This window comes from Bradyrhizobium sp. C9, assembly GCF_002532045.1.
GTDB lineage: Bacteria > Pseudomonadota > Alphaproteobacteria > Rhizobiales > Xanthobacteraceae > Bradyrhizobium.
This window is the reverse complement of sequence record NZ_NWTG01000039.1, coordinates 1-14049: the sequence shown is the minus strand read 5'-3', so window position 1 is coordinate 14049 and position 14049 is coordinate 1. Positions and strand designations below refer to the sequence as shown.

Here is a 14049-nt window from a genome sequence, read left to right as displayed (position 1 = left end):
CCCGGCACCTGAAGGCACCGGGGCGCGATGATCGGTTGCACCTCAGGCCCAGGCGCGTTCCTTGAGCTTGGCCTCGAAGGTGTCGATCGACGATTTCTTCTCCATCGTCAGGCCGATGTCGTCGAGGCCGTTGATCAGGCAGTGCTTGCGGAACGGATCGATCTCGAACTTCACCGTGCCGCCGTCGGGACCGCGGATCTCCTGGTTGGGCAGATCGATGGTCAGCGTCGCATTGGCGCCGCGCTCGGCATCGTCGAACAGCTTGTCGAGGTCCTCCTGCGACACGCGGATCGGCAGGATGCCGTTCTTGAAGCAGTTGTTGTAAAAGATGTCGCCGAACGAGGTCGAGATCACGCAGCGGATGCCGAAGTCGAGCAGCGCCCAGGGCGCGTGCTCGCGGCTCGAGCCGCAGCCGAAATTGTCGCCGGCGACCAGCACCTTCGCGTTGCGATAGGCGGACTGGTTGAGGACGAAATCGGGGTTCTCGCTGCCGTCATCCTTGTAGCGCTGCTCGGAGAAAAGCCCCTTGCCAAGGCCGGTGCGCTTGATGGTCTTGAGGTACTGCTTCGGAATGATCATGTCGGTGTCGACATTGATGATCTTCAGCGGTGCCGCGACGCCTTCCAGCGTGGTGAACTTGTCCATCGGTGCTCTTCCCGGGCAAAAATAGGGGATAGGGTCCGGGTGTTTATCGCGAATGTGACAGCGGTAAAAGGGCCATTTCCGCAGGGCTAGCCCGCTTCTGCCTCAATCGCCTCCATATCGGCGTCGGAGAGGCCGAAATGGTGCCCAATTTCATGGATCAGCACGTGGCGGACGATGTGGCCGAGGGTTTCGTCGTGCTCCGCCCAGTAGTCCAGGATCGGCCGCCGGTAGAGCCAGACCAAATTGGGCAGCCGGGCCACGTCGCCATGGCTCTGCTGCGGCAGGCCGATGCCGTGAAACAGGCCGAGCAGGTCGAACTCGCTCTCGGCCTGCATCTCGTCGAGCACCTCGTCGGCCGGGAAGTCGTCGACACGGATGATCAGGCCCTCGCAGAGGGCCCGGAACGTCGGAGGCAGGCGCTCGAAGATTTCGTGCGCCACGGCCTCCATCTCGGCGAGCGAGGGAGCTTTTTCTGTGGTCCACATGACACTCCTTTAGCGCGAGTGCCTCAGCCGGCGCCAGCGCAGTTGACCTTGGCGGTGCAATGGGAGACCGTGCGGCCCAAGATTGAGGCTCAAGAACGGGGCTTGGGTGGCGTGATGAAACGGATCGTGGCGGCAACACTGTTGGCGGTGGCAGTCGGGCTTTCGCTGCCGGCGGGAGAGGCGCGGGCACAGAGCGCGGCGGCCGAAGCGCGCATCGGTGAGCCGGCGCCGGTCGTGCGCGAGCGGGTCGTCGAGCACCGCCGGCTCAGGCGGGTGCCGATCTACCGGTCGCGGCCCGATCATTGGGAGCCGGATGTCATCCCGCGCTACAATCCCGGTCCGAACGCCGTGCGCGATTGCACTGCAACCTATGTGCAGGAGCACCGGCCGAGCGGCACCGTGATCACGCCGCGCATGAACTGCTTCTGGCGCCCGGGCTAGCTCGTCTTCGAGCAACGCGGCAGCTAGAGTAGACGCTGGCGCAAAGCGCCGATCAGTCCAGCTGCGACAACCGCTCCTGCCGTTCCATAGACCGCGAGCGCCATCAGCATTTGCGTGAAATGGCTTGCCGTTCCCATGCCGCCGCCCGGTCCTTGCGAAGCGAGCGCGACATCAATTGAAATCACGGAACCAGCGAGCGCTGCCGCGCCGAGCGTGAACCATTTGTGCGAGCCATGTTGGGTCATCGGTGATCTCCTGCGAGAGGCTCCTCACAAACATACGACCATCGTCTAAGCCGGTTTTATGCACAGACATGAAAATTCCAGCGGCTGTGCCGGAACCTGCGCGCGCCAGCGGCATTCACCCTCGTGGCGCAGTCATTCATATCCCATTCACGTCGCCCGCATTCTGCTTGCGATCTGCGTCGCGGCAACGGGGGTCGATTCGAATGCCAGGGCGTTTTCGAGCGAGGCGGATCCCGGTTCGCACGAAGAAAACGCGTCAAGGCAAGAAGCTCGAGTCGTCGTTGCAAGGCGTGACATCAAGGGATCAAGGAGAAAACTCATGAAGGTGATGAAAGTTCTGGGGCTCGCGGCCGTCGGTGCCGTGCTGGTTTTGGCGGCGCCGGCCGAGCGCGCGAGCGCGATGTCGCTCGCGACTCCGGGCACTGCCGCAGTGGTTCAGGACAACGCGAACCAGACGACCACCCAGGTACGCTGGGGCCATGGACATCACGGTGGCTGGGGTCGCGGACATCACCGTGGTTGGGGTCGCGGACACCACCGCGGCTGGGGCCATCGCGGCCACTGGCGCCGCTGATCGCGCGGCGTATCAGCGCAGTTGAGACACAGGCCCGTGAGTAGCGGGCCTGTTGTCATTCGCAGCCATCAATCCGGCAGATTCGCACGCCCGAGATGCGATCAATCGCAATCTGCAGGAGTTGATCATGATGAAATGGATCGGTGTTGCCGCGGTCGCTTGCGCATTCGCATTGACGGCGCCGGCATCGGCAGGTGCCGCGGCATCAGCCAAGCCGCACGCCGCGGCACAACAGCGGCAGGCAGGCCAGGCGACCGACTTCAGCGCGCAGCGCCATCATCGCCATTACCATCGTCACCATTATCACCGCGGCTACCGGCCTTATTACCGGCCGTACTACCAGCCCTATTCCTATTACCGGCCGTACGGCTCCTATTATTACGGGCGGCCTTATTACTATCGGCCGTATCCATATGCTGTGCCGGCGCCGTTCACCTTTGGCTTCGGGTTCGGCCCGTTCTGGTGAGCCGCGCAGCCGCGCTGTGCGCGGCTCTGCTGGGCAAGCGTAGGAGCGGCTCCGGTCGCCGGGCCGCCCTTTGCAGGCAAGCTGAAATGACAGCGGGCGCCTCACGGCGCCCGTTTGTCAGGTCGCTCTCGCTGGAGAGCGCTAGTCCCAATTCTTCAGCTTCCAGGACTTTATCTTCCACGGCGTCAGGTTTTCCATCCGCCATTGCGTCCAGCGCTCCGGCGGCCAGTGGCTGAGGCGCGAGGTTTCCTTCACCTCAGGTAGCGGATCGATGATGCGTGGTGTGGCGCGACGGCGCTTCTGCCGTGTCGCCTCACTGATCATGTCGACGAATTCGCTCTTGTCGGCCACGTCCGGCTCCCACGAAACCTGTCTTCGCGGGGGCCAGTGTGCGTACGTCACGTTAACGAGCCGTTTCCACAACGGCTCGAGCTTGAGACAAGCCATAGCGTTTTCGAGCGAAGTGGAATCCGGTTCGCGTGAAGAAAACGCGTCAAAGAAGAGAATCGGGCCTCGGTTCTGATCTGGTCAGAACCGAAGCTCCCGCGCTTACCTTACCGCCAGTCGCGGACGTCGACGAAGTGGCCGGCGATCGCGGCGGCCGCGGCCATCGCGGGCGACACCAGATGGGTGCGGCCCTTGAAGCCCTGACGGCCCTCGAAGTTGCGGTTCGAGGTCGAGGCACAGCGCTCTTCCGGCTTCAGCTTGTCCGGGTTCATCGCCAGGCACATCGAGCAACCCGGCTCGCGCCATTCGAAGCCGGCCGCAATGAAGATCTTGTCGAGGCCTTCGGCTTCCGCCTGTTCCTTCACGATGCCCGAGCCCGGCACGATCATCGCGTTGACGTTGGCGTTGACGGTCTTGCCCTCGGCGACCTTCGCCGCGGCGCGCAGGTCCTCGATGCGGCCGTTGGTGCAGGAGCCGATGAAGACGCGGTCGAGCTTGATGTCGGTGATCTTGGTGCCGGCGCTCAAGCCCATATATTTCAGCGCGCGGTGCTTGGAGAGCCGCTTCGCTTCATCCGCGATCTTGTCGGGATCGGGCACGAAGCCGGTCACCGAGATGACGTCTTCAGGGCTGGTGCCCCAGGTGACGATCGGCGGCAGTTTTGCTGCGTCCAGCCGCAGTTCGTGATCGAAATGCGCGCCCTCGTCGGAGCGCAGCGTCTCCCAGTAGCGCATCGCGGCGTCCCAGGCGGCGCCCTTCGGCGCCTTCGGGCGGTCGCGCAGGAAGTCGAACGCCTTCTGGTCGGGCGCAACCAGGCCGGCGCGCGCGCCGCCTTCGATCGACATGTTGCAGACCGTCATGCGGCCTTCCATCGAAAGCGCACGGATCGCCTCGCCGGCATATTCCAGCACATAGCCGGTGCCGCCGGCGGTGCCGATCTCGCCGATGATCGCCAGGATGATGTCCTTGCCGGTCACGCCGTCGGGCAATTTGCCGTCGACGATCGCGCGCATGTTCTTGGCCTTCTTCTGGATCAGCGTCTGCGTCGCCAGCACGTGCTCGACCTCAGAGGTGCCGATGCCGTGCGCGAGCGCGCCGAACGCGCCATGCGTCGAGGTGTGGCTGTCACCGCAAACGATGGTGGTGCCGGGCAGCGTGAAACCCTGCTCCGGGCCGATGACGTGGACGATGCCCTGACGCTTGTCGAACTCGTTGTAATATTCGATGCCGAATTCCTTGGCGTTCTCCGCCATCACCCGCATCTGTTCGATGCTTTCAGGATCGGGGTTCGGCTTCGAGCGATCGGTGGTCGGGATGTTGTGGTCGACGACGGCGAGCGTCTTCTCGGGCGCGTGCACCTTGCGGCCGGCGGCACGCAGGCCTTCGAACGCCTGCGGCGAGGTCACCTCGTGCACCAGATGGCGATCGATATAGAGCAGGCAGGTGCCGTCCTCGGCCTCGTGAACCAGATGGTCGTTCCAGATCTTGTCGTACAGCGTGGTCGGTTTGGACATGAGCTTCAGCTCCAGAAGAAATTCAGTGGTGAATGGCGTTAAGCGCATCTCGGCGCGCGAGCAGGCGACAGCGTCCAGGCAGCGTTACGCTGCGCGCGTAAGCTCTGATGTTGCCGACGTCGCAAAACGTCCGAAGAAGCGGCCGGGCAGCCGCGAGCGATCGTCGATCACGACGCGCTGGCAGGGCTGGCTTGCTTGATCCGGAACCATTCTAAATTTCTAACACAGGGCTTGCGCCCGCGACAATCGATCGATGCGCGGGCCTGCTCGTCAGATAGGTATGCCGCAACGAAAAAGCGCGGGGCAAGCCCCGCGCTTTCGACCACGATCCCTGAAGGGAAGAGTTATTCGCCGACGGCGGTCTGGCGGTCCTGCTTCTCGACGATGCGGGCCGACTTGCCGCGCAGGCTGCGCAGGTAATAGAGCTTGGCGCGACGCACCTTGCCGCGACGCACGACCTTGATCGAGTCGATCATCGGCGACATCACCGGGAAAACGCGCTCGACGCCCTCGCCGTACGAAATCTTGCGCACGGTGAAGCTCTCGTTGAGGCCGTGGCCGGAACGGCCGATGCAGACGCCTTCATAGGCCTGCACGCGGGTGCGTTCGCCTTCGACCACCTTCACGTTGACGATGACGGTATCGCCGGGGCCGAATTCCGGGATGGTCTTGGTGGCGGCGAGCTTGTCGAACTGCTCTTTTTCGAGCTGCTGAATCAGGTTCATCGAAATCTCCATCGGCGGCGCGCCCAGCCTGTGCGGGCTGCGCAAACGTCCATCTATCCTGCGCGTGTGCGGATTAGGCCGTGCCTATAAGGCAAAGCGCAGGGTTTGTCACCCGTCTGTCGTGTTTTTTGTCCCTCGTCGGGCGGCTTTTTGGCCGGCCTTCCGGGCCCAGAGATCGGGCCGCCGGGCCTCCGTCAGGGCCTCGGACTGGGCCAGCCGCCAGGCGGCGACCTTGGCGTGGTCGCCGGAAATCAGGATTTCCGGGATCTGGCGGCCCTCGAACTCCTGCGGACGGGTGTATTGGGGGTATTCCAGTAGTCCTTCGGAAAAACTCTCCTCGGTTCCCGAGGCCAGCTTCCCCATCACGCCCGGCAACAGGCGGACGCAGGCGTCGATCAGCGCCATCGCGGCGATTTCGCCGCCCGACAGCACATAATCGCCGATCGAGACCTCCTCGAGGCCCCTAGCCTCGATCACCCGTTGGTCGATGCCCTCAAAGCGGCCGCAGACGATCAAGGGGCCGGGCCCCGCCGCCAGCTCGGCGACGTGGGTCTGGGTCAATGGCCGACCCCGCGGGCTCATCAGGAGCCGCGGCCGGTCAGGTGCGGCGCCAGCGGCATCGATCGCCGCTGCCAGCACGTCGGCCCGCAGCACCATGCCCGGGCCGCCGCCGGCCGGCGTGTCGTCGACGCTGCGGTGCTTGTCGCTCGCCGACGCCCGGATGTCGCGCGCCTCCAGCGCCCAGAGACCTGTGGCCAGCGCCTTGCCGGCCAGGCTCACGCCGAGCGGTCCCGGAAACATGTCCGGGAACAGGGTCAGCACGGTGGCGCGCCAGGGTGTCGCTTGTGGTGTCGTCATGGTCTCTGGTTACGGCACCACGGCCGTAAGGTCGAGGCTCTGCATCATCGCAGCCGCATCGACCGCACGGCGGAAGTCGGCGAGCTTGAACGTCGCTACGTTGATCTTGCGCAGGTCGAGCAGGCCTTCGGCGGCGAGGCCGGCGAGTTGGCCAGGCGCCGTGCGATCGTACATGAACTGCCCGACCACTTCCCAGTCGTTGGCCAGCATCTCGCGGAACGAGAGTTCGAGCGGCACCTCGGAGCTGCCCATCAGCACCATCCGGCCGCCACGCCTGAGCGCGCGCAGCGCGGACAGCGTGGTCGAGGTGCTCTTGGCGGCGCCGAGCAAATCGAGCGCGACATCGGCGCTGCCGCCGGCGGCGCGGCGGATAGTCTGAAGGTCGGCGGCGGCATCGCCGGTGACGACCGCGGGAATGACGCGCGGGCCGAATGCATCGCGCAATTGATCGAGCGCGGCCTCTTTGCGTCCGACGGCGACGACGCGGCCCGCGCCCATCGCGACTGCGAGCATCACGCCGCCCGAACCGAAATAGCCGGTCGCGCCGTTGACGATGATGGTTTGTCCGCCGCGCAGGCCGGTGCGCTGCAAGCCGCCGAACGGCACGATCAGTTTTGCCAGCCCGATCAGCTCGGTCGCCGGCTTGTCGTCGAGATTGGCAAGGGGCGTGACGCAGGCGGCAGGCCAATGCGCGATCTCCGCAAACACGCCGTCGCGCCAGCGCGCCTGCAATGCGAGCGCCTCTGGGGTCATCACCGTGGCGGTGAGGCCGATCAGGATCTGCGGCGGATCGCGATCCGGCACGTCGCCACGCAGATGCGGGCTGAGGAATACGCGGTCGCCGCTCCGAACATGCGTGACGTTCTCGCCGGTGGCGACGATTCGCGCGATCGCGTTGGTGCCCGGCACGAACGGCATCGGTGGCAGGCTGTAGGGCAGCGCGCCCGACAAGAGCTTGTTGGTATAGGACAGCACCATGCCGGCTTCGATCCGGACCACGACGCCATCGGGCGCGGGCCTCGGCGTTGCGACATCCTCGAAGCGAAGATCATTGTGGGCGTGCAGCCGCCAGGCCTTGTGCGTGCTTGTCATTGGGATGCTCCGTGAGACCACTGCTTAAGTAGCCCGGATGGGGCGAAGCGCAATCCGGGAATCGCGCCAGCAATGAGGAGCGGCCCCGGATTTCGCGGAGCCTGTCGTCGAGCGCGCATGCGCGCGACCCGTCGGCTTCATCCGGGCTACAGACCTAAGCTAATCAAGCGTCACGCTGCCGTTGGACGATCGCCAAGGTGCCTCGCGAGGGCGACTGCAAGCGGACAGATCGCCAGTGCCGTAAGTGCGGTCGCCGTGGTGGCGAGCGTCGGACCGAGCGCGTCGCCAAGCACGCCATAGATAACCGGCGCGATCGCGCCCGATCCGATCGTCCCCGTGTAGAACAGCGCGAAGGCGCGCTCGGTCTGATGCGCCGGCGTCAGCTCGGGCACCGTGCCATAGAGCACCGAGGACGTGCCGTTGAGCATCACGCCGAGCAGCGGCAGCAGCACGATGGCCGGCGCCAGCGGCAATACCAGCACCGCAAGGATCAACGCCGTCGTGCCGCCTTCGGTGATCAGCACGGTGCGCAACGTGCCGACGCGCTCGCCGAGCCAGCCGCAGGTGAATTTCCCCGCGGCACCGCCGATGAAGACCAGCGCCAGCGCGAGGCCGTTGGTCGGCAGCGAGGCGCCCTTGTCGCGCAACAGGAACGGCAGGAAGGTGAGAAAACCCATCCTGACCGCGGTGTCGAGAATTCCGATCGCGAGCAGGCAGTGAAAGCCGCCGCCGGCGCTTGAGCGGCGCGACGCTGAGGCTGCCTTGTGCTCGGCACCCTTGCCGACCGAGGGCATCCAGAGTGCGATGCTGATCGCGACGAGCAGGCCTGCGAGCGCGACCACGAGCAGCGTGTGCCGCCACGACATGATCACGAGCAGGATCGAGGTCGCCGCCGGGATCGCCGCCTTGCCGAGATCGCCCGAGAAATTGTAGATGCCGAGCGGGCCGCGCGCCGCCGCGCCATAGGCGCGCGACACCGCTGATGATGCGATCGGATGCTGCGTGCTCGAACCCGCACCGGAGAGCGCGAGCGCCAGGCCAAGCCCGATGACGCCGCCGGATAATCCGGCGAACACATAGCCGAGCGCCGACAGCGCCGTGCCCGCGATCAGGATGATCTTGCCGTCGATCCGCTCTGCGATGCGTCCGACCGGTATCTGCAAGCCGGCCATGGCGCCGGCATAGAGCCCGCGCAGCAGCGCCAGCAGCCCGTAGCTCAGCGCGAACTCCGCCTGCCAGACCGGCAGCAGCACGTAGATCAGGTCGGTGTAGCCGTCATGGAGGGCGTGGTTGAGCCCGGTCACCGTGAGTGTGCGCGTCGCCTGGGTCTGGCCGAGTCGGGATGCGCCGGCTTCCGTGGATGCGCTCATCGTCGCCATCCAAAGCAAGAAAAACTAAAGACGGAACGGCGGCGCATCGGAGAAGGCCTTCGAAAAAGATAGGTGCGTTAGTGGTTTGCTGCGCAATATGCGCCCGAATGATTGCTGTCACAAATCAGTAATAATCGGGTCATGCGTTAGAAAATCTGATATTGAGGGATCATGTTCGTTCCACGCCGCAGCCTGCCGCCGCTCAATGCCGTTCGCGCCTTCGAGGCCGCCGCGCGGCTCGGCAGTTTCAAGGAGGCCGCCGCCGAACTCAGCGTGACCCATGGCGCGGTCAGCCAGCAGATCCGGCTGCTCGAGGAGTGGCTGGGTGCGCCGGCGCTGTTCCGGCGATCGGTGCGGCGCGTGGTGCTGACGCCGGCGGGCGCGGCGCTGTTGGCCGAGTTCGCTCCGGCGCTCGACCGGATTTCCGCCGCCGTGCAGCAGCATCGCGAGCGGCGCGGCGACGCCGCGGTGGCGGTGTTGCGCGTCAACGCGCTCGCGACCTTCAGCCTGCGCTGGCTCTTGCCGCGGATGAGCCGGTTTCGCGCCGAGCATCCGGACATCGAGGTGCGCTTGAGCACGTCGAACGATCCGGTGGATGCGCTGCCGGAATCATTCGACGTCGTGATCCGCGGCGGTCCGGATACGTTTCATGGCTTCTCGTCGCGCTTCCTGGTGTCGGAGCGGCGATTGCCGGTGTGCAGTCCGTCGCTGCTCGAACGGTTGCCGCTGCGTGAGATCGCGGATCTCTCCCGGCATACGCTGCTGCATGTCACGTCGATGCCGCGGCTGTGGCGCGACTGGTTGACCGAGACCGGGCAATCCGCGCTGGAGCCGGCAGCTTCGCTTACCTTCGACCATTTCTATCTGACCATCCAGGCCGCGCTCGATGGTCTCGGCGTTGCGATGGGTCCGACCGCGCTGATCTCGGACGATCTCGCGGCGGGACGACTGGTGACGCCGTTTCCGAACGTTAGCCTGCCGGCACGAAGCTACTTTGCGTATTTCCCCGCAGGCCGCAGCAACGATCCGCACAGCGCGGTATTCTGCGACTGGCTCGAGCAGCAGGGTCGGATGACTGGCTGACGAAAAATGTTTTGATCAAGCTGCCGACGGATCATCGCCGTCGACTTCCTGCGGCAGGTCGATCACGACGCGGCCGCCAGCGATATCGACAGTCGGCACCACGGCGTTGGTGAAGGGCAGCAACATCGTCGCGCCCAGCGGCGGGGCGATCTCGATGATGTCGCCGGCGCCGAAATTATGGATCGCGATCACCTTGCCGAGCGGCTGATCTGTCGTCGTCACCGCGGCGAGCCCGATCAGGTCGGTGTGGTAATACTCGCCGTCGTCGGTTTCCGGCAGCCGGTCGCGCGGAACGTAGAGCTCGAGCCCATTGAGCCGTTCGGCGTCATCGCGGCTGGCGACGCCCTTCAGCGTCACCACCAGATGGTCCTTGGCCTCGCGCGCATGCGTGACCTCGAACTGGCGCGCGCCGTCCTTGGTCATCAGCGGGCCGTAGTCCTTCACGGCCAGCGGATCTTCGGTGAAGGTCCATAGCCGGACGGCGCCGCGCACGCCATGCGCAGCGCCGATGCGGGCGACACAGACCGGTGCAGTCACCGTGGTCGCCGTTCAGTCTATGCCTTGGCGGCGGCTTCGGCCTGCGCCTTGCGCTCCTTGCGCGGCACGGCCTTTTCCGGGTTGTTGCGCGCGGCGCGCTTCACGACGCCAGCGGCGTCGAGGAAGCGGCTGACGCGATCCGACGGCTGCGCGCCCTTGGCGAGCCAGGCCTTCACCTTGTCCATGTCGAGCTTCAGGCGGGCCTCGTTGTCCTTCGGCAGCAGCGGGTTGAAGTGGCCGAGACGCTCGATGAAGCGGCCATCGCGCGGGAAGCGCGAGTCGGCGACGACGACGTGATAGACCGGACGCTTCTTGGTGCCTGCGCGCGCGAGGCGGATAACAACGGACATTTAGTTCTCCTTCAAAAGTCGATGTGTTCGATTGATTGGCATTCCGCGTCGCGCCGGCTGCATGTGAGCCATCGCGACGAATTCCTCATTTTTTCTTGCCCGGGAAACCGCCGAGGCCCGGCAGCATCGGCTTGCCGGAAAGGCCGGTCAGGCCCGGCACGTTCGGCAGGCCGCCGCGCAGCCCGGCAGGCAAATCCTTCGGCAGGCTGGGCAGACCGCCGCCGGCGCCGCCCTGCATCTTCTCGGCGAGCGCCTTCATCTCCTCGGCCGAGGGCGGCTTCATGCCGCCGCCAAAGCCCATCGCCTGCGCGATGCCAGCGAGCGGGCCGCGCTTGCCGCTTCCCATGGCCTTCATCATGTCGGCCATGTTCCGGTGCATTTTCAGCAGCTTGTTGACTTGCTCGACGCTCTGGCCGGCGCCGGCCGCGATGCGCTTCTTGCGGCTCGCCTTCAGGATGTCCGGATTCTTGCGCTCCTGCCGCGTCATCGAATCGATCACCGCGACCTGGCGCTTGATGATCTTGTCGTCGATGCCGGCCGCCGCGATCTGGTTCTTCATCTTGGCGATGCCGGGCATCATGCCCATCAGGCCGCCGATGCCGCCCATATTCGCCATCTGCTGCAGCTGTTCGCGCATGTCGTTGAGATCGAACTGACCCTTGCGCATGCGCTCGGCGGTGCGCGCGGCCTTCTCGGCGTCGATGTTCGCCGCGGCCTTCTCGACCAGCGAGACGACGTCGCCCATGCCGAGGATGCGGCCGGCGATGCGGTTCGGATGGAAGTCTTCCAGCGCGTCGGTCTTTTCGCCGGTGCCGAGCAGCTTGATCGGCTTGCCGGTGACCGCGCGCATCGACAGCGCGGCGCCGCCGCGGCCGTCGCCGTCGACGCGCGTCAGCACGATGCCGGTGAGGCCGACGCGTTCATCGAATGAGCGCGCAAGGTTGACCGCGTCCTGGCCGGTGAGGGAGTCGGCGACCAGCAGCACTTCGTGCGGGTTGGCGGCGGCTTTGATCTCGGCCGCCTCCTTCATCATGTCTTCGTCGAGCGTGGTGCGGCCGGCCGTGTCGAGCAGCACGACGTCGTAGCCACCGAGCTTGCCGGCCTCCAACGCGCGCCGTGCGATCTGCGGCGGCATCTGGCCGGCGACGATCGGCAACGTCGGAATGTCGAGGTCGCGGCCGAGCACCGCGAGCTGCTCCATCGCCGCCGGACGATAGACGTCGAGCGAGGCCATCAGCACCTTGCGCTTGTCGCGCTGAACCATGCGGCGCGCGAGCTTTGCGGTGGTGGTGGTCTTGCCGGAGCCTTGCAGGCCGACCATCATGATCGGCACCGGCGGCACGGAATTGATGTCGATGGTCTGGCCGTCGGAGCCGAGCGTGGCGACCAGCTCGTCATGGACGATCTTCACCACCATCTGGCCCGGCGTGACCGACTTGACGACGGTGGCGCCGATCGCCTGCTCGCGGACCCGGTCGATGAAGCTGCGGACGACCTCGAGCGCGACGTCGGCCTCGAGCAGCGCGCGGCGCACCTCGCGCATCGCGGCATCGACGTCCTTTTCGGTCAGCGCGCCGCGCCCCGTTAGACGATCGAGAATGCCACCAAGCCGTTCCGACAGATTGTCGAACAATGCCGTTGTCCTTCGTTGCGCCCGTGAGCGCGCTTCACTCGCTTCTGGTCAGGACCCGCTCTCGCGCGTGATGACCACATAGTCCGCCTTGGCACCCTGCCAAGAAGATGGTCCAAACACTTTCGCGCCCGAGGGCGCATCGCGCTGTCGGGCGTTGGCCTCCGGCCTCCAGGACCAGTCGGCGGGTCGAAAAGACGGATCTTTCCGAGAAAGTCGCGGCGTTAAACGCCGCCGGGGCGGCAAAGTCAAGGAAAGTTTCGCCGCAATAGGTATGGCCTGGATCCTAAGGCATTGAAATTACGGCAATTTGCCATGCTGGTTCCGAATTCAGCATCGTCACCCATATAAGCGGAGCCTGCCTCCTGTTGGGAACCCGCGTGCCCATCGTCACCCGCCGCCGCCTTCTTGCTGGCCTGACCGGAGCCGTCGCCGCGCTCGGCGTGCCCTCGATCTGGATGTCCCTGATGAAAACCTATGACGGCCCCGTCTCCGATCATTTCGACGGCCTGCACTTCTTCGATCCGGATGGCGCGCCGCCGAAATCGCTCGGCGAGGTGTTGCGCTGGCAGTTCGGGGGCAGACGGCAGCGCGCGGTCTGGCCGGAATGGGCGCCGAGCCCCTATGCCGATACGCCGCCGCCCCGCGTCGACGGCGACAGAGTGCGGCTCTGCTTTGTCGGCCACGCCAGTTGGCTGATCCAGACCGGCGGCCTCAACATCCTGGTCGATCCGGTGTGGTCGATGCGGGCCTCGCCGTTCGGCTTCGCAGGTCCGAAACGGCACAACGATCCCGGCATCGCTTTCGAGAAGCTCCCCACGATCGACGTCGTGCTGGTGTCGCACGGCCATTACGATCATCTCGATGTCGCGACGCTGTCGAAGCTGACTACAGCGTTTGCGCCGCGCGTGATCACGCCGCTCGGCAACGATGTCACGATGCGCGCCTCCGATGCCGCGATCAAGGCCGAGGCGTTCGACTGGCATCACCGCGTCGAACTCGGCGGCGGCGTTGCGGTGACGCTGGTGCCGACGCGGCACTGGTCGGCGCGCGGCCTGTTCGATCGCAACAAGGCGCTGTGGGCGAGCTTCGTGCTGGAGACGCCGGCGGGCAAGCTCTACATCGTCTGCGATTCCGGCTATGGCGACGGCCGCCACTTCCGCCGGGTGGCCGAGGCGCATGGCGCGCTCCGGCTCGCGATCCTGCCGATCGGCGCCTACGAGCCGCGCTGGTTCATGCAAGACCAGCACATGAACCCGGAGGATGCCGTGAACGCACTGGCCGATTGCGGCGCCGCCCAGGCCCTGGCGCATCACCACGGCACGTTCCAGTTGACCGACGAAGCGATCGATGCACCGGCGATCGCGCTCACTGAAGCGCTCGACGCGGCAAAGGTGCCGCGCGAGAAGTTTTTGACGCTAAAGCCGGGACAGGTGTTCGAGATTTAGCGTCGTCCCGGCGAAGGCCGGGACCCATTACTCCAAATATTGATTAATGCGCGATGCTGGAGCCACGATCCCGTTCGCCACCAAACTCGGTGGTTGATGGGGTGGACGGCCCCCTACGGCATCAGTGTGCCAGAATGAG

18 protein-coding genes are annotated in these 14049 nt (G+C 65.5%); 6 read left to right on the top strand and 12 right to left on the bottom strand.

Annotated elements, in window-relative coordinates; genetic code table 11:
• Positions 1–42: 42 nt before the first annotated feature.
• Positions 43–645, bottom strand: coding sequence for a 3-isopropylmalate dehydratase small subunit (gene leuD / locus CO675_RS37720; protein ID WP_097676941.1), 603 nt, complete (start codon positions 643–645; stop codon positions 43–45).
• Positions 646–731: 86 nt separating this feature from the next.
• Entirely contained in the window at positions 732–1130 is a 399-nt protein-coding gene (locus CO675_RS37715; RefSeq protein ID WP_097676940.1) for a metallopeptidase family protein, read from the bottom strand.
• 114 nt (positions 1131–1244) lie between these two features.
• Between CO675_RS37715 and CO675_RS37710 the strand changes: the two genes are divergently transcribed.
• Complete coding sequence (locus CO675_RS37710; protein WP_097676939.1) at positions 1245–1571, top strand: hypothetical protein; 327 nt, start codon at positions 1245–1247, stop codon at positions 1569–1571.
• Between the two features lie 23 nt (positions 1572–1594).
• On the opposite strand, the gene CO675_RS37705 is transcribed toward CO675_RS37710, so the two are convergent.
• Positions 1595–1816 (bottom strand): hypothetical protein, encoded by a 222-nt coding sequence (locus CO675_RS37705; RefSeq protein WP_097676938.1) that lies wholly within the window; start codon positions 1814–1816, stop codon positions 1595–1597.
• Positions 1817–2135: 319 nt separating this feature from the next.
• Here CO675_RS37705 and CO675_RS37700 point away from each other — a divergent pair, with 319 nt between their 5' ends.
• A complete protein-coding gene (locus CO675_RS37700; protein WP_097676937.1) occupies positions 2136–2390 on the top strand; it encodes a hypothetical protein in 255 nt (84 codons plus the stop codon).
• A 127-nt stretch (positions 2391–2517) separates the two neighbouring features.
• Positions 2518–2856: a hypothetical protein gene (locus CO675_RS37695; RefSeq protein WP_097676972.1), complete on the top strand. Its 339-nt coding sequence runs from the start codon at positions 2518–2520 to the stop codon at positions 2854–2856.
• Positions 2857–2997: 141 nt separating this feature from the next.
• Here the strand turns inward: CO675_RS37695 and CO675_RS37690 are convergent, their stop codons facing one another.
• Together CO675_RS37690 and leuC are read right to left on the bottom strand one after the other, a co-directional pair.
• Positions 2998–3207, bottom strand: coding sequence for a hypothetical protein (locus CO675_RS37690; RefSeq protein WP_097676936.1), 210 nt, complete (start codon positions 3205–3207; stop codon positions 2998–3000).
• Positions 3208–3410: 203 nt separating this feature from the next.
• A complete protein-coding gene (leuC, locus tag CO675_RS37685) occupies positions 3411–4817 on the bottom strand; it encodes a 3-isopropylmalate dehydratase large subunit (RefSeq protein ID WP_097676935.1) in 1407 nt (468 codons plus the stop codon).
• Between the two features lie 25 nt (positions 4818–4842).
• On the opposite strand from leuC, the gene CO675_RS41235 reads away from it, so the two are divergent.
• Entirely contained in the window at positions 4843–5016 is a 174-nt protein-coding gene (locus CO675_RS41235; protein WP_198964891.1) for a hypothetical protein, read from the top strand.
• Between the two features lie 145 nt (positions 5017–5161).
• Here the strand turns inward: CO675_RS41235 and rplS are convergent, their stop codons facing one another.
• The 4 genes from rplS to CO675_RS37665 form a co-directional block, all read right to left on the bottom strand.
• A complete protein-coding gene (gene rplS / locus CO675_RS37680; protein ID WP_092126446.1) occupies positions 5162–5542 on the bottom strand; it encodes a 50S ribosomal protein L19 in 381 nt (126 codons plus the stop codon).
• A gap of 108 nt (positions 5543–5650) precedes the next feature.
• Entirely contained in the window at positions 5651–6400 is a 750-nt protein-coding gene (gene trmD / locus CO675_RS37675; protein ID WP_097676934.1) for a tRNA (guanosine(37)-N1)-methyltransferase TrmD, read from the bottom strand.
• 9 nt (positions 6401–6409) lie between these two features.
• A complete protein-coding gene (locus CO675_RS37670) occupies positions 6410–7492 on the bottom strand; it encodes a quinone oxidoreductase family protein (RefSeq protein ID WP_097676933.1) in 1083 nt (360 codons plus the stop codon).
• A gap of 170 nt (positions 7493–7662) precedes the next feature.
• Positions 7663–8862: an MFS transporter gene (locus tag CO675_RS37665; protein ID WP_097676971.1), complete on the bottom strand. Its 1200-nt coding sequence runs from the start codon at positions 8860–8862 to the stop codon at positions 7663–7665.
• Positions 8863–9033: 171 nt separating this feature from the next.
• Here CO675_RS37665 and gcvA point away from each other — a divergent pair, with 171 nt between their 5' ends.
• Positions 9034–9945 carry a transcriptional regulator GcvA gene (gene gcvA / locus CO675_RS37660; protein WP_097676932.1) on the top strand — a complete coding sequence of 304 codons (912 nt, stop codon included), beginning with the start codon at positions 9034–9036 and terminating at the stop codon, positions 9943–9945.
• Between the two features lie 15 nt (positions 9946–9960).
• Here the strand turns inward: gcvA and rimM are convergent, their stop codons facing one another.
• From rimM to ffh, 3 genes are all read right to left on the bottom strand, one after another.
• A complete protein-coding gene (rimM, locus tag CO675_RS37655) occupies positions 9961–10482 on the bottom strand; it encodes a ribosome maturation factor RimM (RefSeq protein WP_097676931.1) in 522 nt (173 codons plus the stop codon).
• A 17-nt stretch (positions 10483–10499) separates the two neighbouring features.
• Positions 10500–10832: a 30S ribosomal protein S16 gene (rpsP, locus tag CO675_RS37650; RefSeq protein WP_097676930.1), complete on the bottom strand. Its 333-nt coding sequence runs from the start codon at positions 10830–10832 to the stop codon at positions 10500–10502.
• 85 nt (positions 10833–10917) lie between these two features.
• Positions 10918–12465 carry a signal recognition particle protein gene (ffh, locus tag CO675_RS37645; protein ID WP_097676929.1) on the bottom strand — a complete coding sequence of 516 codons (1548 nt, stop codon included), beginning with the start codon at positions 12463–12465 and terminating at the stop codon, positions 10918–10920.
• 377 nt (positions 12466–12842) lie between these two features.
• On the opposite strand from ffh, the gene CO675_RS37640 reads away from it, so the two are divergent.
• Complete coding sequence (locus tag CO675_RS37640; protein WP_198964890.1) at positions 12843–13910, top strand: MBL fold metallo-hydrolase; 1068 nt, start codon at positions 12843–12845, stop codon at positions 13908–13910.
• The last annotated feature ends 139 nt before the right edge of the window (positions 13911–14049 follow it).